The organism is Cryobacterium sp. TMB3-10 (assembly GCF_004402305.1).
GTDB classification, from domain to species: domain Bacteria; phylum Actinomycetota; class Actinomycetes; order Actinomycetales; family Microbacteriaceae; genus Cryobacterium; species Cryobacterium zongtaii.
Genome location: NZ_SOGH01000013.1, coordinates 26,534 through 46,711 on the forward strand (window position 1 = coordinate 26,534; position 20,178 = coordinate 46,711).

Genomic DNA, 20,178 nt, shown 5'->3' on the forward strand with positions numbered 1-20,178 from the left:
CCTAGATCAGGTACTGGCTGAGGCCGCGCTTGATGTACTTGCCATCACCCTTGGCGCCGAGGTACGCGTTGTCGTCGATGACGACCTTGCCGCGGGAGAGCACGGTGTCGACGTGGCCGTCGATCTCGAAGCCCTCGTAGGCGGAGTAGTCCATGTTCATGTGGTGGGTCTTGTCCAGGCCGGCTTCGGGCATCCCGATGGAGGTGTGGCCATTGGGGTCGTAGACCACCACGTCGCCGTCGGCACCGGGCTGGATGACACCCTTGGTGCCGTACATACCGAACATCCGCGCCGGGGTGGTGGAGGTGACCTCCACCCAGCGTTCGAGGGAGATCTGCTTGTCGACGACGCCCTGGTAGAGCAGGTCCATCCGGTGTTCGACCGACCCGATGCCGTTGGGGATCTTGGAGAAGTCGGTGAGCCCCATGTCTTTCTGTCCCTTAATGCAGAACGGGCAGTGGTCGGTGGAGACCATCTGGATGTCGTTGGTGCGCAGGCTCTGCCACATGTGGTGCTGGTGGCCCTCTGCCTTGGAGCGAAGCGGTGTCGAACAGACCCATTTGGCGCCCTCGAAGTCGCCCCACTCCTCGCTGTGGGCACCGAGCTGGTCCTCGAGTGAGAGATAGAGGTACTGCGGGCAGGTCTCGCCGAACACGTTCTGGCCGCGGTCCCGGGCGACGGCGATCTGCTCCACGGCCTGCTTGGCGCTCACGTGCACCACGTAGAGCGGCGCCCCGGTGAGGTTGGCGAGCATGATCGCCCGGTGGGTGGCCTCCTCCTCGGCCTGCCAGGGCCGGGTGAGGCCGTGATAGTAGGGCGTGGTGTTGCCGGCGGCGACGGCCTGCTGCACGAGCAGGTCGATGACGCTGCCGTTCTCGGCGTGCATCATGATCATGCTGCCGTTGCTCGCTGCCTTCTGCATGGCCTTGACGATCTGGCCGTCGTCGGAGAGGAACACGCCCTTGTAGGCCATGAACAGCTTGAAGCTGGAGACGCCCTCGTTGACGAGTTCGTCCATCGCGACGAGGGAGGAGTCCTGCACGTCGGAGAGGATCTGGTGGAAGCCGTAGTCGATGGCGCACTCGCCCCGGGCCTTTTCCTGCCAGAGGTGGTACTGGTCAAGCACGTTTTCGCCGGCGTACTGCACCACGAAGTCGACGATGCTCGTGGTGCCACCCCAGGCCGCGGCGCGGGTGCCGGTCTCGAAGGTGTCGCTGGCCTCGGTGCCGCCGAACGGCATCTGCATGTGGGTGTGCGCGTCGATGCCGCCGGGGATGACGTACTTGCCGGCCGCGTCGATGACGGTGTCGACGTTCCGCTCGATGTCGAAGCCGAGCAGGGTGGAGCCCGGTGCGAGCACCGCGGCGATTCTCTCGCCGTCGATCAGCACATCCGCTGTGGCCGTTCCCGTGGAATTGACCACGGTGCCGTTCTTGATCAGGGTCTTCACGATGTTCTCCTGTTCGCTGCTTCGTCTGCGGGTCGCGCCCGTCTCGTTGGTTGAGCTTGTCGAAACCCCGTGAGCTGTTCTCTGAACGTAGGCTCGGTCGCGGGGTCTCGACAGGCTCGACCGACGGATGGCCGGGTTTCGAGGTCGGGTGACGGGTGCTGCCCTTACGGCTTGGGGATCGAGGTGTACGAGTCCGGGCGGCGGTCCCGGTAGAACTGCCAGTTGTTGCGCACCTGGCGGATCATGCCCAGGTCCAGGTCACGAATCACGACCTCCTCGTCGACGCCGCTGCCCAGCTCGCCCACGTAGTTGCCCTGCGGGTCGACGAACTGGCTGGTGCCGTAGAACGTCACGGCGTCCTCGCCGTACTCGTTGTCCTCCCGGCCCACCCGGTTGGGCGCGGCCACGAAGTATCCGTTCGCGGCGGCCGCGGCCGGCTGTTCGATTTCCCAGAGCCGGTTCGACAGACCGGGCTTGGTGGCGTTGGGGTTGAAGACGATCTGCGCGCCGTTCAGGCCCAGCTCCCGCCAGCCCTCTGGGAAGTGCCGGTCGTAACAGATGTACACGCCGATCGGTCCGACGGCGGTGTGGAAGACCGGGTAGCCGAGGTTGCCGGGGCGGAAGTAGAACTTCTCCCAGAACTTGTCGAGGTGGGGAATGTGGTGCTTGCGGTATTTGCCGAGAATGGTGCCATCGGCATCCACCACCACAGCGGTGTTGTAGTACACGCCGGGCTGCTCTTCTTCGTAGATGGGCAGCACCATCACCAGGTTGAGCTCCTTGGCCAGGGCCGCGAAGCGTTGCACGATGGGGCCGTCGGCCGCCTCGGCATAGTCGTAGTACTTGGCGTCTTCGGTAATGCCGAAGTACGGGCCGTAGAACAGCTCCTGGAAGCAGATCACCTGCGCGCCGTCTGCGGCCGCATCGCGGGCGAACTTCTCGTGCTTGTCGAGCATCGAGTCGATGTCCCCCGTCCACGTGGTCTGGGTGATCGCCGCTCGCACGATGTTTGCTGTGCCACGGCTGGGTGTGTCAACGCTCATACTGTCTGCCTCCACTGGGTCTCACACTGTGGAACCTCGTCAGCGGGGGTCGGACGGCAACGCGATGTTCTGCGAGCTGAACGGTGAGAGAGCCTGTCGAGATCGAGCCACGTTACGGTGTCCGGTTTTGTTATTATTCGACGTAAACATTTCTGTTCTGTTTCTTCACATGACGCATGCGTAAATCATCATCCTGTCGTCAGAGGATGCTGCTGGCAAGCATTTGCCCAGGAAGGACCCCGTGCAGCTATACCTGGACGAGATCGAACAGGCCACGCCTGCCGGAATCGCCGCCGCCCTCGGCCGGCTGATCAGCACCGGCCGGATCGCCCCCGGCGAGCGCCTGCCCACGGTGCGGGACCTCGCCGGCGGACTCGGGGTGAGCCCCGCGACGGTCAGCCACGCCTGGCAGGCGCTCTCCGCAGCGGGGTTGATCTTCTCCCGCGGCCGCAGCGGCACCTTCGTGCGGGAACAGTCCCCACACTGGCTGCCGGCCCGCACCCAGTCGCTGGCCGGGCATCTGAGCGACACCCGCATCGACCTGTCCCGGGGCACGCCGGACCCGCTTCTGCTGCCCGCGCTCGGCCCCGCGCTCTCCAGGGTGTCCCAGCGGGCGATGACGCCCAGCTACCAGGCGTCACCGGTGATCCCGGAACTGCTCACCGTGCTGACCGGGTCCTGGCCGTACCGGTGCGAGTCGATCACGGTGGTCGACGGGGCCCTCGACGCGATCTCCCGCAGCCTCGAGCAGGTGGCCAGGTTCGGCGACAGGGTCATCGTCGAAGACCCGGGCTTCCCACCGTTCTTCGACCTGCTCGAGCAGATGGGCATCGAACGTCTGCCCGTGGCGGTGGATGCGGAGGGCATCGACCCGGCCGCCTTCCAGGCGGCGCTGGCGCAGTCGCCGGCCGCGGTCATCCTGCAGCCGCGCGCGCACAACCCCACCGGCGCGTCGATGTCGCCGGACCGGGCCGAGGAGCTGGCCCGACTGCTGGCCGCCAGTAAACGCGCCGCGCATACCGTGGTGATCGAGGACGACCACTCCGGCGCGATCAGCACCTCCCCGGACGTGTCGCTCGGCCGCTGGCTGCCCGAGCGCGTGCTGCACGTGCGCAGCTACTCCAAGTCGCACGGGCCGGACCTGCGTATCGCCGCCCTCGGCGGGCCGACCGCCCTGGTCGACCGGATCGTGTCCCGGCGGATGCTCGGCCCGGGCTGGACCAGCCGGATGCTGCAGACCATCCTGCACGAGCTGCTCACCGACAGTGCCAGCATGGCGCTGGTGTTCGAGGCCCGGCACGTGTACTTCGCAAGGCAGAAGGCGCTGGCGGATACCCTCACCGGGTTCGGCCTGCCCCTCGCCCGCGCCGACGGCATCAACGCCTGGGTGCCGGTTGCCGACGAGCGCGACGCCATCGTGAGGCTGGCGGCGTCCGGCATCCGGGTGGCCGGCGGCAGCCCGTTTCTCGCGGTGGACCGGTCCGAGGCGTTCATTCGGGTGACGGCAGGGGCGCTGGTGGACGACATGGTGCCGGTGGCGCGGGCGATCGTGGCTGCGGCCGGGCGCTGACGCATCCGCGCTCATCTGGCGCAATCGCGGCCGGGGTCGCGGACGCCGGGACCGGGGGGCATGCTAGGCGCAACCGGAGACTCACCGGTGCGGTCCGGCGGATCCGACTCGGGCATGATCGACGCCGCGCTCGACAGGTGTGGAGGAATGATGATCGACGGCTTCGCGGGCACTGTTCTCCTGCCCGATTCGGACGAATTCCTGATGGCGGCCACGGCCTACGGGAAGGTCGGCAGTCCCGCGCTGGCTGTTCGACCGACCACTGCGGCAGATGTCGCGGCGGCGATCGCCTATGCCAGGGCCCAGGGCCTTGTGCTGTCGGTACGGAGCGGCGGGCACAGCCCGTTGAACACCAACGATGGCGGAATGGTGCTGGACCTCTCCCGCATCCGTGACGTTGAGGTTCTCGAAGGAAACCGGGTACGGCTGGGCAGCGGTGCGACCTGGGGCGGTGTGGCCCAGGAACTGATCGAGTACGATCTGGCGGTCTCCAGCGGCGACACCTACACGGTGGGCGTTGGCGGTCTCACCCTGGGCGGCGGCATCGGGTGGTTGGTGCGACAACATGGCCTGGCGATCGACAGCCTGTGTGAGGTCGAGGTGGTGCTACCCAGTGGCGCCGTCGTGACGGCCAGCGAATCCAGTGAGCCGGAGCTGTTCTGGGCACTGCGCGGGGGCGGCGGCAACTTCGGCGTCGTCACGAGGTTCACCTTCCAGGCGCACCCGCTGCGGGGTGTGGTCTTCGGCACCATCCACGTGCGGCCGACGCATCTCGCCGACACTCTGCGCGGCTGGCGGGACGTCATGCGCGCGTCTCCGGAAGAACTCAATTCGACGGTGTATGCGACGCCCGAGTTCGGACCGGAGATGCCCGCGGAGACAAAAATTCTGGTCTGCTACGGCGGTGCCGACCAGGGCGAGGCCATGTCGGCCATCCGGCCCCTGCTCGCTCTGCCGGGGGTGACCGGCAACGACGTGGAACTCACGCTCTTCGTGGAGGTCTTCGACGAACCATCGGCCCCGCCGGGGTCGATCCGGATTGTCGACCGCAACGGCTTCGCCAGGGACTTCGACGACGAGCTCATCGAGCGGCTCACCATCGCGAACGCCGCGCCCGATTCGGCGGTGCTGATGGTGCGCTACCTGCGCGGGGCGATGAACCGGGTGCCCGCAGCTGCCACGGCATTCGCGCACCGTGATGTGGAGGTGCTGGTGATGTCGGCGGCGTTCCTGCCGCCGGATGCCCCCGACGAGGCCGAGCGGCGCATCCTGGACGGCTGGTGCGTCGTGGCCGCGAGATTGACGGGCACCTACGGCAGCTTCAATCTGCGCGCTTATCCCGACGTGCTCGGCCTGGCGTACCCGCCGGCCACCCTGGACCGGCTGCGGGCGGCGAAACGTCGCTATGACCCCGAGAACGTGCTGGCCCACAACCTCAACATCGTGCCCTGAGCCCGGTCCGCGGGGCGGGCGCCGAACATCTGTTGCCGATCCGGACAAGTGTTGCCGGCACACCGGGCGCAGATGTCCGCACGGGCAACAGTCGGCCGCCCGGCCCATTCGCGCTCCGACCACGGCATCCGCCCCGAACAGCAGGGGTTTAGGCTGATGGTGACCCCCGGTTCGATCTGACCGGTTGCGCCGGCCCGGATTTGGGCGGCAGGTCGGGGCTTTGCCTTCAGTTTCACCCCCACCTCGTTCGAGCCTGCTCCGACGCGTTCCGCGGCGCCGGCCGGTGCCTGTGTCGCCCGCGACACCGTGTTCGGTCCGTTACGTCGCGACCTTGTCGACGGATGCCCGGCTCCCGCCGCTCAGATTGGTCCCATGAAGACTCGCTACCCCGCCATCGCCACCACCGCGGCCGTGCTGCTACTCGCCGGCTGCGCCTCCGGATCGACGGCCGCCGCGCCGGCTCCCAGCGCCTCGGCCGGCGACGCCGGTGCCTTCCCGGTGTCGGTTGAGAATTGCGGCACCACGCTCACCCTCGAGGCCGCGCCGGAGCGCATCGTCACGATCAAGTCGAACACCACCGAGCTGCTGCTCGCCCTGGGACTCGGCGAGCGCATCGTGGGCTCGGCGTTCCTCGACGGCCCGCTGCCGGCATCCCTCGCCGACGCCGGCGCCGATCTCAACGTGATCAGCGATTTCGTGCCCGGCCAGGAGGCCGTTCTGGCGCTCACCCCCGACTTCATCTACGGCGGTTGGGAGTCGAACTTCTCCGCCGAGGGCGTCGGCGAGCGTGCCGCGCTGACCGACCTGGGCATCGGCAGCTATGTTTCGCCGGCCGCGTGCAAGGGCGACGCCATGCCGGACCCGCTGACCTTCGAGACCGTGTTCGCCGAGATCGACGAGGCCGGGGCCCTGTTCGGCGTGCCGGATGCCGCCGCCGAACTGGTTGCCGAGCAGGAGGCCGAACTGGCCGCGCTTGAGCCCGCCACCGGTGACACCACCGCACTCTGGTACTCCAGCGGCACCGACACCCCGTACGTGGGCGCCGGCATCGGTTCGCCGCAGCTGATCATGGATGCGGCGGGGCTGACCAACATCTTCGCCGACGTGCAGGACACCTGGACCTCGGCCGGCTGGGAGTCCGTCGTGGCGGCGAACCCGAGCGTGATCGTGCTCGTGGATGCCACCTGGAACACCGCGGACTCGAAGATCGCCAACCTCAAGGCCAACGCGGCGACTGCCGGGCTCGACGCCGTGGTGAACGACCGCTACATCGTGGTGCCGTTCGCGGCGACCGAGGCGGGCATCCGCAACGTGGAGGCCGCCGGGTCTATCATCGACCAGCTCGCCGCGCTCGAGGCCAAGTAGGCCGACGGCAGGCAGCCAGACCGCACACCAACCCGATTCGAAGGACCGCGGATGACCGTCACCCCGAGCAGGCAGGGCCTCGGCACCGACTTGCCCAGCGGGTCGGCCGCGCCCGGGGGGTCCGGCTCGCCCGGCGCATCCGGCGGATCCGCGGCATCAGCTCGCGCCCGGCGCAGCGGCACGGCCCGTTACCTGGTCTGGCTGGTCGCTGCGCTGGTGGCGCTCGTGCTCGGCAGCGCGGTGGCCGTGACGATCGGCCCGGCCGACGTGAGCCTGGCGCAGGTCTGGGGCAGTGTGGCCGGCCACCTCGGCCTGCCCGGGCTCGCCGGCGACACCCCGGTGCCACCGCTGACCGACGCCATCGTCTGGCAGCTGCGGATGCCGCGGGTGCTCACCGCGGCCATGGTGGGCGCGGGCCTGGCGCTCAGCGGAGCGGTGATGCAGAGCGTTACCCGCAACCCGCTGGCCGATCCCTACCTGCTCGGCCTGTCCTCCGGGGCGTCGCTCGGCGCGGTCTGCGTGGTCATCCTCGGCATCGGTTTCGCGCTGCCGGCGGCCGCGTTCGCCGGGGCCCTGATCGCCCTGTTCGCCACCCTCAATATCGCCCGCGTCGGCGGCAGCATCACGCCCGGCCGGGCCGTGCTGGCCGGGCTGGCGATCGCCCAGCTGGGCTCGGCAGGCACCTCGTTCATCATCTTCTGGGCGGCCAAGGGCGACTCCTACCGGGAGATCCTCAACTGGCTGCTCGGCTCCCTGGCCGGCAGCTCGTGGAGCAGCGTACTGATCTCCGCTGTCGCGCTGGCCGTGGTGGGCACCGGCATCCTGCTCGCCGCCAGCCGGCTGGATGCGTTCACCTTCGGTGACACCAACGCCGCGTCACTGGGCATTAACGTGAACGCCACCCGCTGGGGATTCCTCGTGGCGGTGGCCCTGCTCACCGGAGCGATGGTGGCCGTCAGCGGGGCGATCGGCTTCGTGGGGCTGATCCTGCCGCACCTGGTGCGCGGGCTCAGCGGGCCGGGCCACCGGCGCCTGCTGCCGCTCGTCGCGGTGGTGGGGGCACTGTTCCTGGTGCTCGCCGACACCCTCGCCCGCACGGTCTTCGACCCACGCGAGCTGCCGGTGGGCATCATCACCGCGTTCATCGGCGTGCCCGTGTTCATCCTGCTGATCAAGCGCAAACGAAGCGCGGCCTGGGCATGAGTCGCGAGCACGCGGCCGCCGCGGCCGCACCGCGAGTTGCCGCAGATACCCCCTTCGAGGGCTCTGAAGGGGCACTTTCCCGCAATTCGGGAGAGTCCGGCTCGCGAGTTGCCGCAAACTCCCTCATGAGCAGCTCTGAAGCGGCACTTTCGAGCAACTCGCGCACGCCGGGCGACGCGGGGGTCGTGCTCGACGGGGTGTCTCTGAGCATCGAGGGCACGCGCATCCTGCAGGGTGTCTCGGCGACCCTGCCGCCCGGCACCGTCACGGGGCTTCTCGGACCGAACGGGGCGGGCAAGTCCAGCCTGTTGCGCATCATCGCGGGCATCGACCGGGCGGATGCCGGCACCGTCGCCCTCGACGGCGCCGTCGTGGGGCAGCTGCGGCGGCGGGAGGCCGCCCGGCGCATCGCCCTGCTCGAGCAAAACGTGGCGCCCAGCGTGGACCTGTCCGTGCGGGAGGTGGTGCTGCTCGGCCGCATCCCGCACCGCAGCCGGCTGCTGGGCAGCTTCGGCGGCGAGGACGACCTCGCCGTGGCCACGGATGCGCTGACGATGGTGGGCGCCACCGACCTGGTGGACCGGCGCTGGCACACCCTCAGCGGTGGCCAGCAGCAACGGGTGCAGATCGCCCGCGCCCTGGCCCAGCGGCCGAGCCTGCTGCTGCTCGACGAACCCACCAACCACCTCGATGTGAGCGCCCAGCTGTCGCTGCTGCACCAGGTGCGCGGGCTGGGCCTCACCTCGGTGCTCGCCCTGCACGACCTCAACCTCGCCGCCGCCTATTGCGACCACATCGTGCTGCTGCAGGGCGGCCGACTCGCGGCGTTCGGCACCCCCGCCGAGGTACTGCGACCCGACACCATCCGGGCGGTCTACGGCGTCGACTGCGACATCGTGCCGCACCCCCGCACGGGACGGCCGGTGATCGTGTTCTCCGGGCCCGACGAGCAGCCGCCGCCATCCGCCCCGCTCGCGGCGCGAGATGCCACTTCGGGCCCCTCAGCGCCCCGCAACCGGCCGCAACTGGCAACTCGCGCCCCACTCCCCCACGAAATGCCACATCGCGCCCCCTCAGCGCCGGTCAACCGGCCGCAACTGGCAACTCGCACCAGCACCCCTAGGCCTGCAGAAGGAACCCCATGACCCGAGTCACAGTCCTCGCCGGCGGTGTCGGCGGCGCCCGCTTCACCCGCGGGTTGCTGCAACAGCTGGCACCAGGCGACGAGCGAATTGCCGCAAATGCCCCCTTCGGCGGCCCGGAAAGTGCACATTCCGGCACGTCGGCGCAGGACGGCACCGCCGGCGAGGTCACTGTGATCGTCAACACCGGCGATGACATGTGGCTGGACGGGCTGCGCATCTGCCCCGACCTCGACACCGTGATGTACACCCTCGGCGGCGGCATCAGCGAGGAGCAGGGCTGGGGTCGGCCCGACGAGTCCCGGCGCACCTCCGCCGAGATCGCCGCCTACGGGCGCGGCTGGTCCTGGTTCACCCTCGGCGACCTCGACCTGGCCACCCACATCGTGCGCACCGACCTGCTCCGGGGCGGCGCCACCCTCAGCGCCGCCACCGAGTTCCTCTGCCGCCGCTGGAAGCCCGGCGCGCGCCTGCTGCCGATGAGCGACCAGTTCGTGGAGACCCACGTGCGCCTGGCCGCCGACGCCGACGAGCACCGCGCGGGCGACCTTATTCACTTCGAGGAATGGTGGGTGCGCTACCGCGCCGGCCAACCCGTCACCGAGTTCGTGCAGGTGGGCCTGGCCGACGCCGTCGCGGCGCCCGGCGTGATCGACGCCATCCTCAGCGCCGACCTGGTGATCCTGCCGCCGTCGAACCCCGTCGTCTCGGTCGGCACGATCCTGAGCATCCCTGGCATCCGCGAAGCCCTGCGCGCCACCACCGCCCGGGTCGTGGGCATCTCACCGATCATCTCCGGCGCCGCTGTGCGCGGCATGGCCGACACCTGCCTGACCACCATCGGCGTGGAGACCTCCGCCCTCGCGGTGGGCCTGCACTACGGCTCCCGCCAACGCGACGGCGTGCTCGACGCCTGGCTCGTCGACGAGACGGATGCCGACGCCGTGCCCGCGCTCGAGGCCGCCGGCATCCGTTCGACCGCCGTGCCGCTCTGGATGAGCGATGTGGCCGCCACGGCGCAGATCGCCGCCGAGGCCCTGCGGATCGCCGCCGACCTGACGGCCGCCGCTCACCCGGCGACCCACGACCTGCCGATCGCGGAGTTCGCCTTTCCCGGCCCGCTACGCGACCAGCTTGTCGCCGCGATCCTGGACGGCTCGAAAACGTCGACGACGTCCACACTCATCGAATACGGCATCGAGGACGAGCCGCTGCCCGTGATCGGCAGCCGGCAGGTCGTGATCGACTCGGCCGGCCGCCCGGCGGCGATCATCGAGACCACGGGGATGCGCGTGGTGCGTCTCGGTGCCGTGGATCTCGACCACGCCCGCGCTGAGGGCGAGGGTTATGACTCCGTGGCCGCCTGGCGGGTCGGCCACGAGTCCTTCTGGCACAGCGACGACATGCGCGCGTACCTCGGCGATCCTGCCTTCACCGTCACCGACGACACCGAGGTCGTGCTCGAACGACTGCGGCTGATCGAGGTGCTGCCCCGCGCCTGACCCGCCCGGCCAAGCGGAACTCCGCCGAGCGGCCTACTATCACCGGTAAGCCGGTTCGATTGTACGGAAGGCGGAACTGTCATGGACACTGCCACGGTCATCTGGATCATCGTGGGTATCGTCGTCGTGCTCGCGATCATCGGCGTCATTGCGGTCGTCGCGTCCCGGCGTGGCCGGGAGCAGCGCGAGAAGAAACGCCGTGCCGACCAGCAGCGGGCCGAGGAGATGCGCCGGGACGCGGAGGCCCGTGCCCTCGACGCCCGCGAGAACGAGGCCAAGGCCACCCGTGCTCAGGCGGATGCCCAGCAGGCGCAAGTGGACGCCGACCGCCTGCGGCAGGAGGCCGACCAGCGCCAAGCCCAAGCGCAGGAGCTGCGCGCCCACTCCGAGAAGCAGAGTCGGCATGCCGACGAGATCGATCCGACCGTGGACACGCGCCACGGCGGACGCCACGACGATCCCGCGACAGATGTCGGCACGGCAGACGAGCGCCAGGAGACCACCAAGGCGCGCCACACCGATCCGCCCCCGTCGCAGAGCACCGAGAACCGAACCTGAGACAACCGCATACCGCCGCGAGCGAAGGGCCAACCTCATGTCTCCAACTCCCCCGCCGCCCCGCGTCTACGGCACCTGGCCGGGCGGGATGCCGTTCCTCGCCGTCGGCGCCGGCCCTCCGCTGGTCTTCCTGGCCGGGATCACGCCCAACCACGAGCCGCCTACGGGCTCCGACCGGCGCTTCCAGACCCGGCAGCTGCTGCCCTTCGCCGCGTCCCGCCGGGTGTGGTGGGTGAACCGCCGCCCTGGCCTCGAGCCCGGCGCCACCATGGCCGATATCGCCGCCGACTACGCCAACGCGATGCTGCGGCGCTTCGACGAGCCCGTCGACGTGATCGGCGAGTCCACCGGCGGCAGTGTGGCGCTGCAGCTGGCCGCCGACCATCCCGCCGTGGTGAAACGGCTCGTGATCGTGTCGGCCGCGTATCGGTTGGGCGACGAGGGCCGGGACACCCAGCTTCGGACCGCCGACAACGTGCTCGACGGACGACCGAGGGCCGCCAGTGCCGAAATGATGCGCATGCTCGGGGCCGGCACTCAATCCAGGCGGCTGCTGGCTGCTCTCGGCTGGTTGGTCGGTGCGCGATTCTTCGGCCACACCACGGCCGACCTGATCACCACGATCCGGGCCGAGGATGCCTTCGACCTGCACACCAGGCTGGCCGATATCGTCGCTCCGACCCTGGTGATCGGCGGGGGCCGGGATGCCTTCTACTCGGCCGAGCTGTTCCGCGAGACTGCCGAGGGCATCCCCCGCGGCACCCTGGCCCTGTACCCCGGGCGCGGGCATCTGGGCACCATGCTGGATCCCCGGTTCCTGCCGGACGTGCTCTCGTTCCTGGACCCGCCCGACGACGCCGGCTCGCCGGCCACCCTGGCCGAACCGGGCGTGGGCAACGATGACATCACGCGCTGACCAGTGAGCCTGCATGCTCCGGCCGCACCTCGGTACAGTGAGTGAGACATCCGCCCCACATCGAAGTGAGCACAGTGGAAAAATCCCGCGCCACGGTCCGATCGGCATCTCCCGTCGTTCCGTTTCTGCCCATCATCGTGGTCGGTCTGATACACCTGGGCGCCATCCTGTTGTCGCTGCACGGCCTGGCGGAGTGGACGAAGCCGCTGCTGATGCCGGCCGTGGCGACCGGGCTCATCTGGGGTGCGCCGCAGCGTCGCTCGCCGGCGATTGTGCTCGGGGTGGTCGCGCTGTTCTTCTCGTGGGTGGGAGACGTCACGATCCCGTGGTGGTTCGTCGTCGGCCTGGTCTTCTTCCTGCTGGCGCACATCACCTACCTCGTGCTTTTCGTCTCCCGGATCGCGGTACGCCGGGTGCAATGGTGGGCCATCGCCTACGCGGTCTGGCTCGTCGTGTTGCTGATGATCCTGGGCCCGCATACCGGCTCGCTGCTGGTTCCGGTCATCGCGTACGGCATCGTGCTCTCCGCGATGGCCGCCTTCGCGTCTCGGTGCAACCGCTGGGTCGCCTGGGGCGGGGCGCTGTTCGTCGTCTCCGACTCGCTCCTGGCGATCAACAGGTTTTTGCCGGATGCCGGCATCCCCCTGGCGGATTTCCTGATCATGGTCACCTATATCGCGGCCCAGACGCTCATAGTGTGGGGGCTATTGCGGCACGAGCGGGCTCGGGCGGCTACGGCGTAACAGCCGCATCGCGTTGACGATCACGAGGAGAACGGATGCCTCGTGCACGAGCATCCCCACGGCCATGGTCACGCCGCCCCACAGCACCCCGGCCAGCAGCAGCGCCACCGTGACCAGGGCGAGGGCCACGTTCTGATGCATGGTGTGCACGGTGCGCCGGGCCAGGTCGATGGCCGCGGGGAGCATCAGCAGGTTGTCACCCATCAGGGTGATGTCGGCGGTTTCGACCGCCACCGCCGACCCGGCCGCGCCCATCGCGATGCCGATGTCCGCGGTGGCCAGCGCCGGGGCGTCGTTCACGCCGTCGCCCACCATCGCCACAACGTGGCCATCCTGTTGCAGCCGCGTCACGACGTCGAGCTTGTCCTCCGGCAACAGCGATGCCCGGATCTCGTCGATGCCGACCGCGGCGCCGACAGCCGCGGCCACCAGCGGCCCGTCGCCGGTGAGCATGATGACCCTGTGCACCCCGGCGGCGCGCAAGGCCGCCACCATACCGGCGGCGTCGGGGCGCACCTCGTCGGCGACCGCGAGGACTCCGGCCACGGTGCCATCGATCACGACGATCAGCGGCGTACGCCCGCGGGCGGCGAGGTCGGCGGCCACCGTGACGGCCGCATCCGGGTCGTCGATGGCGTGAGCGGCCAGCAGCGCCGGGTTGCCGATCAGCACGGAACGCCCGGCCACGGTGGCGGTGATGCCCTGGCCGGGGATCGACGTGATGGTGTCGGGCAGGAGGGTTCCACCGGCACCGCGATCTGCCGCACCGACCGTCTCCAGGGCGTGCTCCGCTGCGGCCAGCACGATCGCTCCGGCCAGCACGATCGCTCCGGCCAGCGGATGCTCGGAGCCGGCCTCGGCCCGAGCGGCCCAGCCGAGCACGTCGGCGCGGGTCAGCTCGGGGTTCAGCACCACGACGTCGGTCAGCCGCGGGCGACCCCGGGTGAGGGTTCCGGTCTTGTCGACGGCGACGACGGTGACCTTCGATGCGCTCTCGAGGAACTCGCCGCCCTTGATCAGGATTCCGGACCGGGCGGCGCGGCCGATGCCGGCGACGATCGCGACGGGAATCGAGATGACCAGGGCGCCTGGGCAGCCGATGACCAGCAGCGTCAGCGCGAGGAACAGGTCGCCGGAAAGCAACCCGACGACCACGGCGAGCACCAGGATGCCTGGGGTGTACCAGGCGGAGAACCTGTCCATGAAGACCTGGGTCGGGGCGGTGGCATCCTGCGCCTCCTCGACCCTGTGCACGATGCGGGCCAGGGTGGTGGCCGCACCGACCTCGGTGGCCTCGACCTGCAACAACCCGCCGGTGGACATCGTGCCGGCAAAGACCCTGTCGCCGGGAGCCTTGGCCACCGGGAGGGATTCGCCCGTGATCGAGGCTTCGTCGAGGGTGCCGGTGCCGTGCCGCACGGTGCCGTCCACCGGAACCCGCGCGCCGGACTTGACCAGCACGGTCTCCCCGGTGAGCACGTCGGCGGCCGGCACCTCGGTCTGCGCACCATCGCGGAGCACCAGGGCCACGTCGGGGGCCAGCGCCACAAGGGCGGTCAGGGCGGACCGGGTGCGGTTCAGGGTGGCCGTCTCGAGGGCGTGGCCGATGGCGAACAGGACGGTCACCGCTGCGGCCTCCCAGTATTCGCCGAGCACGATCGCGCCCACCGTGGCCACGGTGACGAGCAGGTCGATGCCGACCACCCGCCCGGACAGGCCGCGCAGGGCCGCCCGGGCGATCGGGGCGCCGGCCACAACGGCGGCCGCCACCATCGCCGCGTCCGAGGCCAGGCTCAGCGCGGGCACCCGGCCGGCCAGCCAGGCCGCCGCGATCAGCGTCCCTGATACCACCGGAATCGTCCACCGGGTGTTCAGGCGGCGGCCGATCCCGGCCGCGGTGCGCATGTCACTCCCCCAGCCTGGCCGGTCAGAACGCGGCCAGGCGGGCGGGGTAGCCGGCCTTGCCGACCGCGGCGATGAGGGCATCCGTGCTCACGACGGCCGGGTCGTGGTCGATTTCGATGCGGGCGGAGGAGAAGAACACCGCGACGCCGGTGACGCCGGCCAGTCGACCGATCAGCTTCTCGATCTTGGCGACGCAGGAGGGGCAGGAGAAGCCGTCGGCCCGCAGGATGGTGTGGGTGCTGGGTGAGGTGAGGGTGGTCATGATGGGTGCCTTTCGGTGTGCCGTGCACCCCGGTTGACCGGGGCATTAACGACGTTACGGAGGCTGCCGGGCGGCGACCATGACGGCCGTCACTTTGCCGCGAGCAGACCGGTCCGGTCGAGCACAGCGGTCCAACGCCGACCCGAGTCGATCAGCCCGTCGCGGCGGAGCCGGCTCATCGTGCGGGACACCGACTCGGCGCTGGTGCCGGCCATGGCGGCCAGGTCGGCCCGGGTCAGGGGCAGCTGGATGAGGGTCGCGCCGGGCTCGTCACCCGGCACACCGAAGGTGTCGGCCAGGCGGAGCAGGCCGGCCGCCACCCGTTCGGTGACGGTGTTGGAGGCCTGCTGCTGCTCGGTGGAGCGGGCGCGGGCGAGACGGTCCGAGACCACGTCGAGCACGCCGAGAGCCACCGACGGATGCGCGAGCATCACCTCGCGGAAGGCGCCCGCGTCGATGCGGAGGGCGCAGGTGGTGACCAGGGCGACGGCCGTCTCGGTGTATCCGCTGCGGCCCGCCCAGGTGAGGCCGCCGAGCACGTCGCCGGGCCCGAAGAAGTCGAGGCTGGTGCGCTGGCCCGTCGGGGTGGTGCGGAAGGCCTTCGCCTGGCCGGCCGCGAGCAGGTAGACGTGCTCGGCGGGGTCGCCCGCGGTGAACACGGCCTCGCCGGCCGACCAGCCCAGCGACTGGATCCGTGCGCCGATCGAGGCCAGCTCAGTGCCGGACAGGCCGTGGAAGAGGCCGATCTGCTCGAGGATCCGCAGTTGCATCGAGGGCGGGCACGGGTGCGGGCGACCGCAGGTACTGCGCAGCGGTACCGAGCGCAGCGGCACCGACCGCCGGGCCTCACTCACGGGAGCACCTCGAGGATGCCGCGGGCGCCCTTCTCGGCATCCGACATGACGTGGCTCACGAACGGGTAGTGACCGGCCTGGCCGAAGGTGAGCTCCACGAACCCGCCCTGCGCCGCGGCGAGGTCGAGCACCTGGGAGCCGCCGGTTCCGGTGCTGCCGCCGTCTTTGAGCGTGTAATCGCCCTCCTTATAGACGGTATCGAACTGGCCGCCGACGACGTGGAAGGCGCTGCCCACGTTGGGTCCGGCAGCCAGCACCCAGACGCGAACGGTCTCACCCACCCGGGCCGCGAGAGGGCGGGCGGCATACTGGTTGGCGTAGCCGTTGAAGACGACCAGGTCTGGGGTCTGCGCCTCGACCTTGAGGTCGTCGACCTCGCCGCCCTGCGTGCCGAGGTAGAGCTCGGACTGCACGACGAGGTACTCCCGATCCACCTCGGCCAGCCCGGGCGGGTCGATGATGACGGCACCGAACATGCCGTTGGCAATGTGCACCGACATGGGCATGGTGGAGCAGTGGTACAGCCAGATGCCGGACCGGGTGGCGGTGAACGTATAGACCAGGCTCTCGCCGGGTTGGATGGTGCGCATCACCTCATCCGGGGCGACGTCGCCGGCATGGAAGTCGATGGAGTGCCCCATCGTGCCCTCGTTCACCAGGGTGATCTCGAACACGTCGCCCACAGTGCCGCGCAGAGTGGGGCCGGGCGCGGTGCCGTTGAAGGTCCACAGCATCTGGGTGACCCCCGGGGCCACCTCGGTCTCCACATTGCGCACGGTCAGGGTCTGCCGGTGCACGGTGGCGGATGCGGCGGGCGGCAGTGCGGCGTCCCTCGCCTGGAAATCGGCGTCGGGTTCAGCCATCGGGTCGAGGTCGTCGGCGGCGGATGCCCCAGTCGCGGCCGCGCCGTGGCCGGCGTGGCCGGAGTCAGCCGCGGCCATGTCATCCGCGGTCATGTCGTCAGTGGCGCTGCCGCCGCCCACCGCGATGATGCTGATCTCCATGCCCAGCAGCCGGTGTCCGGCGATCGAGCACCAGCCGTCCACACTCGCGCCGATCACGCCCACTGCCACGGTCTCGGTGGCGCCAGGGTCGAGCGACGAGGAGACCAGCCCGGACTCGAGCACCAGGTTGTGCACCATGTCATCGCTATTGGTGAGTTCGATCACCAGTTCGTCACCGACCGGCACCTCGATGCGGTCGGGTACGAAGCGGGTGTCCACCATGTTCACCGCCACCGTGGTGGTGTGCCCGGTCGCGGCGGCGGCCGTGCCGGCGGCCGGGGCGGCCATGGTCGACAGGCCGATTGAGGCCGGGTCGGCCACGATGCCCGCGGTCACCGTGAGCAGCAGCACGGTCGCGGCCGCGAGCATCCGTCCGGTGCTGCGGGGTCGCTCGGTCGGCGCGGTGCGTTCGCCCGGCGCGATCCGCACCAGCGGGAGGGCGCGTACCCGACGGTTGGTGCGAAGGGCCAGGGTGAACAGCACCAGGAAACTGGCCAGGGTGCCCACGGTCAGCACCGACAGCAGCACGGTAATGGTGCTGGAAACCGGCAGGAGCGAGAGGACGAGGGCACCGTTGACGAGGACGACCCTGACCAGGCCGCCGCGGTCGAGTTCGGCCGCGGTGGCCTTGAGGGCGGGCGGGCCGCCGCCGAGCACCACGGGCACCAGGTGACTCAGGGCGCCGAGCAGGATCTGGGCGGCGAATCCGACCGCAAAGTAGGGCACCAGGGTTTCCACGCCGGCGGCGGTCGCGGTCCAGCTCGGGGCGAGTACCAGCTGCAGGCCGAAACCGAGGGTGCAGAGCGCGAACCAGACCATCGCGGCGCCGAGGCTCCACGCCGCGAAGGTGACCGCGGGCGCGCGGCGCAGGTGGCCGACGGCCTCCCAGAGCACCCGGCCCAGCCCGGCCAGGTAGACCAGCACGCCCAGGGCCACGATCAGGCGCAGGTCGGCCAGGCAACCGAGGGCGAGCAGACCGAGGGCGCCCACGAGCACCATCAGGGTGTGCCCGCCGGCGAGCGTGGCGCCCTCCACGCGGGTGTGCAGCACCGTGGGCCAAAGCAGGGCGATGGTGCCGATCACGGTCAGGCCCACCCAGCCCAGTAGGTTGAGGCCGAGGTGCCCGATGAAGAGACGTTCGTAGTCCTCACCGCCACCGTCGAGCCTGGCCATCAGGATGCCCAGGACCACGCCGGCGGCCAGCATCAGCGCACTGGCTACGTAGTAGCGCACCAGCGGGGCGAACCGGCCCGGCATCGCGCCGCGGGACTGGCCGACGATCACGATGGCGTGAATGATCGCGTTCAGGCCCACCAGGATGCCGCCGACCAGCACCAGCGGGTACCCGTCGATGACCATGCCCGTCATCACCAGGGTCGCGCCCACGGTGTGGACGCTCAGCCGCAGCCCCAGCGAAACCCGGTGGCCGAGGGCCTTGCGTCGCAACAGGGTGTCGGCGAAGTGCTGGCTCCAGATCAGGATGGCGGTGCTCACCGCGCCGAGCAGCAGCAGGTGCACGAGCAACCACCCCGATGACGGCACCAGGCGGTGCAAAAAGGTGAAGACCACCGCGGCGACCAGCCAGGCCGGCACCAGGATGCCCGAGACGATGTGCCAGAGCTTGTCCTTCATAAGAGCGAGCCTCGCGGGGAGGGTGCCGGCGGCACGGCGGTACTGCGCGCTGCTGCTCGCGCGGGCAACACGGTGCTGCCGCGCAGCACCGAGACCACTGCGATCAGTACAAACAGCAGCACCGCGACGATGTTGAAGACGCCGCCCCACTGCACCAGGGCCGGCACACCGTAGGCGTCACCGAACAGGACCCGGGCCAGCAGCGAGGCGTGCAGCAGCCCGGCCGGCAGGTACATGATCGGTCGGTAGGGCAGCGGTCGGCGCAGCACGGCAGGAAGGATGGTGGGGGCGTGGGCCATGATCATCGACATCACAAAACCGAGGAAGACGGCGTGCATCATCGCGTCGTAGCCGGGACCGGAGTAGACCGGGCCCTTCAGAAGCCAGATGCCGCCCACCACGACGAGCCAGCCGTAGCCGGCCAGGAGGCACCAGGCCATGTAGCGGGGCAGCCCGACCGAGCGCACCATGCGGGTGGCGATGTCGTGGCGGAACAGCCAGGCCACCAGCGCCAGCATCCCGGCGCCCAGGAGGGGGTAGCCGGCGATCGGCCAGACCAGGGCGATGACCGAGCCGAAGCTGAGGGAGAGGCTGATGCCGAGCATCCACTGTTCGGCTCGACGGTTCACGGTGGGCGAGATGCGGGACAGCTCGAGGCGCTCGCCGGCGATGGTGAGCACGAGGTAGAGGATGAGCAGCGGCGCGAGCTGCGGGATGCCGATACCGCGCAGCCACAACACCGTGGCCATCAGCCCGGCGACGGCGCCGAGCACCTGCACAGCGGTGGACACCGACCCCTGCCGGCGCCAGATCTCGGCGTAGATGGCCAGCAGCACGGCGCAACCGGCGACGAGGGCGACCTGGCCCACGACCACCGGCAGCGGCGAGATGAGGGCCAGGCCGCCGGCGCCGAGCAGGCCAGGGGCGAGGTACGCCCAGCCGCGGCGCACGGCCACGGCCCGCTCGAGCACGACGACGGTGCCGACGAAGCCGAACACCATCAGCGGCCCGTGCACCGCACCGAGCCGCGCGCTGTCGACCGGGGCCGCCAGGCCGAGCAGCAGCAGGGCGCCGTCGAGGCCGGCGAGCAGGGCGATGCCGCCGAGGAGCAGGAAGACCAACCGGCCGGTGACCTTCGGCCGTGCCGCCGGGCCGGTGCCGCGCAGGGCGCTGCCGGTGCGGCGGAGGGGGCTGAGCGTGGTCATCGGCGGCGGCAGGCGGGCAGGTGCCGGCTAGTTGGCGCGGGTGAGGCGGATGGTCCAGGTTTCGGGGCCGTTCTCGAGGTACGAGACGACGAAGTCGCCGGGGCGGCTGCTCTCGAGCTGGCCGAGCAGCGGCAGCGGGTTGTGCGAGGCGATCAGGTCGAGGGCGAAGCCGGGCTGGATGGCGCCGAGGGCTCCGAAGATCGTGGCGTGGCGGATGGCGTGCGGGATGGTGCGGGAGTCGAGGACGATCTTCTCGGTGTCCTCGTGTCCACAGGCGCAGGCATGCCCGGCGGGGGCTTCGACATCCACGGCACCGGGGCGGCTGGATGAGAGGTTGATCGGTTCGGCAGTCACAGAAATTCTCCTTCGCCG

17 protein-coding genes are annotated in these 20,178 nt (G+C 70.1%); 9 read left to right on the forward strand and 8 right to left on the reverse strand.

What is annotated here, in order from left to right; all coding sequences use genetic code 11:
* Position 1: 1 nt before the first annotated feature.
* Together hydA and E3T22_RS05690 are read right to left on the reverse strand one after the other, a co-directional pair.
* A complete protein-coding gene (gene hydA / locus E3T22_RS05685) occupies positions 2 to 1,453 on the reverse strand; it encodes a dihydropyrimidinase (protein ID WP_134480779.1) in 1,452 nt (483 codons plus the stop codon).
* A gap of 161 nt (positions 1,454 to 1,614) precedes the next feature.
* Positions 1,615 to 2,493: a nitrilase-related carbon-nitrogen hydrolase gene (locus E3T22_RS05690; protein WP_103478530.1), complete on the reverse strand. Its 879-nt coding sequence runs from the start codon at positions 2,491 to 2,493 to the stop codon at positions 1,615 to 1,617.
* A 241-nt stretch (positions 2,494 to 2,734) separates the two neighbouring features.
* Here E3T22_RS05690 and E3T22_RS05695 point away from each other — a divergent pair, with 241 nt between their 5' ends.
* The 9 genes from E3T22_RS05695 (at position 2,735) to E3T22_RS05735 (ending at position 12,944) form a co-directional block, all read left to right on the forward strand.
* Complete coding sequence (locus tag E3T22_RS05695) at positions 2,735 to 4,063, forward strand: aminotransferase class I/II-fold pyridoxal phosphate-dependent enzyme (protein ID WP_174776261.1); 1,329 nt, start codon at positions 2,735 to 2,737, stop codon at positions 4,061 to 4,063.
* A 60-nt stretch (positions 4,064 to 4,123) separates the two neighbouring features.
* The gene (locus tag E3T22_RS05700) at positions 4,124 to 5,515 is read left to right on the forward strand and encodes an FAD-binding oxidoreductase (RefSeq protein ID WP_134480777.1); all 1,392 of its coding nucleotides are present in this window, start codon (positions 4,124 to 4,126) and stop codon (positions 5,513 to 5,515) included.
* Positions 5,516 to 5,887: 372 nt separating this feature from the next.
* The gene (locus tag E3T22_RS05705) at positions 5,888 to 6,880 is read left to right on the forward strand and encodes a putative F420-0 ABC transporter substrate-binding protein (protein ID WP_103478527.1); all 993 of its coding nucleotides are present in this window, start codon (positions 5,888 to 5,890) and stop codon (positions 6,878 to 6,880) included.
* 51 nt (positions 6,881 to 6,931) lie between these two features.
* Positions 6,932 to 8,083, forward strand: coding sequence for a putative F420-0 ABC transporter permease subunit (locus E3T22_RS05710; RefSeq protein ID WP_134480776.1), 1,152 nt, complete (start codon positions 6,932 to 6,934; stop codon positions 8,081 to 8,083).
* A gap of 125 nt (positions 8,084 to 8,208) precedes the next feature.
* A complete protein-coding gene (locus tag E3T22_RS05715; protein WP_134480775.1) occupies positions 8,209 to 9,228 on the forward strand; it encodes an ABC transporter ATP-binding protein in 1,020 nt (339 codons plus the stop codon).
* Positions 9,225 to 10,727: a 2-phospho-L-lactate transferase gene (gene cofD, locus E3T22_RS05720; RefSeq protein WP_103478524.1), complete on the forward strand. Its 1,503-nt coding sequence runs from the start codon at positions 9,225 to 9,227 to the stop codon at positions 10,725 to 10,727. Before E3T22_RS05715 ends, cofD begins: the two co-directional genes overlap by 4 nt.
* Positions 10,728 to 10,808: 81 nt before the next feature.
* A complete protein-coding gene (locus tag E3T22_RS05725; protein WP_134480774.1) occupies positions 10,809 to 11,285 on the forward strand; it encodes a hypothetical protein in 477 nt (158 codons plus the stop codon).
* 37 nt (positions 11,286 to 11,322) lie between these two features.
* On the forward strand, positions 11,323 to 12,201 hold the full coding sequence (locus E3T22_RS05730) for an alpha/beta fold hydrolase (RefSeq protein ID WP_198415047.1): 879 nt from the start codon (positions 11,323 to 11,325) through the stop codon (positions 12,199 to 12,201).
* 74 nt (positions 12,202 to 12,275) lie between these two features.
* Positions 12,276 to 12,944: a lysoplasmalogenase gene (locus E3T22_RS05735; RefSeq protein WP_134480773.1), complete on the forward strand. Its 669-nt coding sequence runs from the start codon at positions 12,276 to 12,278 to the stop codon at positions 12,942 to 12,944.
* Here the strand turns inward: E3T22_RS05735 and E3T22_RS05740 are convergent.
* The 6 genes from E3T22_RS05740 to E3T22_RS05765 all read right to left on the reverse strand — a co-directional run bounded on the left by E3T22_RS05740 (position 12,906) and on the right by E3T22_RS05765 (position 20,160).
* Positions 12,906 to 14,849 carry a cation-translocating P-type ATPase gene (locus E3T22_RS05740; protein WP_134480772.1) on the reverse strand — a complete coding sequence of 648 codons (1,944 nt, stop codon included), beginning with the start codon at positions 14,847 to 14,849 and terminating at the stop codon, positions 12,906 to 12,908. The genes E3T22_RS05735 and E3T22_RS05740 overlap by 39 nt on opposite strands.
* 22 nt (positions 14,850 to 14,871) lie before the next feature.
* A complete protein-coding gene (locus E3T22_RS05745; protein ID WP_103478522.1) occupies positions 14,872 to 15,111 on the reverse strand; it encodes a heavy-metal-associated domain-containing protein in 240 nt (79 codons plus the stop codon).
* A gap of 89 nt (positions 15,112 to 15,200) precedes the next feature.
* On the reverse strand, positions 15,201 to 15,965 hold the full coding sequence (locus E3T22_RS05750) for a Crp/Fnr family transcriptional regulator (protein WP_240632280.1): 765 nt from the start codon (positions 15,963 to 15,965) through the stop codon (positions 15,201 to 15,203).
* Positions 15,962 to 18,601, reverse strand: a complete 2,640-nt coding sequence (locus tag E3T22_RS05755; protein WP_134480771.1) for a multicopper oxidase domain-containing protein — start codon at positions 18,599 to 18,601, stop codon at positions 15,962 to 15,964. Before E3T22_RS05755 ends, E3T22_RS05750 begins: the two co-directional genes overlap by 4 nt.
* The gene (locus tag E3T22_RS05760; RefSeq protein WP_194087748.1) at positions 18,598 to 19,806 is read right to left on the reverse strand and encodes a hypothetical protein; all 1,209 of its coding nucleotides are present in this window, start codon (positions 19,804 to 19,806) and stop codon (positions 18,598 to 18,600) included. The genes E3T22_RS05755 and E3T22_RS05760 overlap by 4 nt, the downstream gene beginning before the upstream one ends.
* A 27-nt stretch (positions 19,807 to 19,833) precedes the next feature.
* The gene (locus E3T22_RS05765; protein WP_240632282.1) at positions 19,834 to 20,160 is read right to left on the reverse strand and encodes a DUF2249 domain-containing protein; all 327 of its coding nucleotides are present in this window, start codon (positions 20,158 to 20,160) and stop codon (positions 19,834 to 19,836) included.
* Positions 20,161 to 20,178 lie beyond the last annotated feature (18 nt).

Excerpts from the sequence above, each read along its gene's own strand:
- E3T22_RS05730 (WP_198415047.1), top strand. The coding sequence starts at position 11,323 with ATGTCTCCAACTCCCCCGCCGCCCCGCGTCTACGGCACCTGGCCGGGC.
- E3T22_RS05710 (WP_134480776.1), top strand. The coding sequence starts at position 6,932 with ATGACCGTCACCCCGAGCAGGCAGGGCCTCGGCACCGACTTGCCCAGC.
- cofD (WP_103478524.1), top strand. The coding sequence starts at position 9,225 with ATGACCCGAGTCACAGTCCTCGCCGGCGGTGTCGGCGGCGCCCGCTTC.
- E3T22_RS05760 (WP_194087748.1), bottom strand. The coding sequence starts at position 19,806 with ATGACCACGCTCAGCCCCCTCCGCCGCACCGGCAGCGCCCTGCGCGGC.
- E3T22_RS05690 (WP_103478530.1), bottom strand. The coding sequence starts at position 2,493 with ATGAGCGTTGACACACCCAGCCGTGGCACAGCAAACATCGTGCGAGCG.
- E3T22_RS05745 (WP_103478522.1), bottom strand. The coding sequence starts at position 15,111 with ATGACCACCCTCACCTCACCCAGCACCCACACCATCCTGCGGGCCGAC.
- E3T22_RS05755 (WP_134480771.1), bottom strand. The coding sequence starts at position 18,601 with ATGAAGGACAAGCTCTGGCACATCGTCTCGGGCATCCTGGTGCCGGCC.
- E3T22_RS05725 (WP_134480774.1), top strand. The coding sequence starts at position 10,809 with ATGGACACTGCCACGGTCATCTGGATCATCGTGGGTATCGTCGTCGTG.
- E3T22_RS05700 (WP_134480777.1), top strand. The coding sequence starts at position 4,124 with ATGCTAGGCGCAACCGGAGACTCACCGGTGCGGTCCGGCGGATCCGAC.
- E3T22_RS05715 (WP_134480775.1), top strand. The coding sequence starts at position 8,209 with ATGAGCAGCTCTGAAGCGGCACTTTCGAGCAACTCGCGCACGCCGGGC.
- E3T22_RS05705 (WP_103478527.1), top strand. The coding sequence starts at position 5,888 with ATGAAGACTCGCTACCCCGCCATCGCCACCACCGCGGCCGTGCTGCTA.
- E3T22_RS05740 (WP_134480772.1), bottom strand. The coding sequence starts at position 14,849 with ATGCGCACCGCGGCCGGGATCGGCCGCCGCCTGAACACCCGGTGGACG.